Source organism: Bradyrhizobium sp. WSM4873 (assembly GCF_055811355.1).
Map to the genome: position 1 here is coordinate 1 of NZ_JBVVPS010000107.1, position 829 is coordinate 829.

Consider the following 829-nt stretch of genomic DNA (forward strand, 5'->3'; position numbering starts at 1 on the left):
TCGATCGTCGTGATCGCAACCGCAGGCGCCGTCGTATCCAGCGTGAAGGTCAGCGAGGCCGAGCCGGTATTGCCGAAGCTATCGGTCTGGCTCGCCACGATCGTGTGCGATCCGTCCGCCAGGCCGCTTGGCGTGAACGACCAGGCGCCTTGCGCATCGGTCGTCACCGTGGTGGCGCTGGCAACACCGTCGATGGTGAAGTGCACCACCGTGCTCGCAAGCCCGGTCCCGCTCAGCGCCGGGCTCGAGGTGAGGTGGTCGGTCGCCGAGGAGCCGGTGTCCGAGACCAGGACCTCGGTCACCGTCGGGCCGGTGGTGCTGACCGTATAGACCACCGCGCTACTGGTCGCGGTGTTGCCGGCCGCATCGCTGACCTGGGCCGTCAGCGAGTTGCTGCCGCTGTTCAGTGTGACCGTGGCGCTCCAGCTGCCGTTGCCCTGCACCACCGCGGTGCCGATCGTGGCCGTGCCGTCCAGGATGGTGACGGTCGCGCCGGCATCGGCCACGTCCACCGTGCCGGTGATGGTCTGGCTTGCCTGGTTGGTTGGACCGCCCGTGCTGGTGATCGCAACCGTCGGGGCAATCGTATCAACCGTCAGCGTGGTCGAGGTTGAGGCCGTGTTGCCGGCCGCATCGGTCGCAACAGTCGTTACGACCAAAGGACCCTGGCCGGCAGGCGTGATCGACGTGGTCCAGTGACCGGTCGCATCGACCGTCACCGCCGCACCGTTGACGGTCAGGGTCGAACCGGTCTCCGCCGTGCCGCCGATCTGGATGCCGCCGGAAGCTTCCGACGCGTTGATCAGATTGTCGCCGCCCTCGATCGTCG

At 67.8% G+C, this 829-nt stretch carries 1 protein-coding gene; it reads right to left on the reverse strand.

Annotation, left to right across the window (positions count from 1 at the left end):
• Positions 1-829: Ig-like domain-containing protein (locus AC0L21_RS37940; RefSeq protein WP_473267094.1), on the reverse strand; the 829-nt coding region annotated here is incomplete at both ends.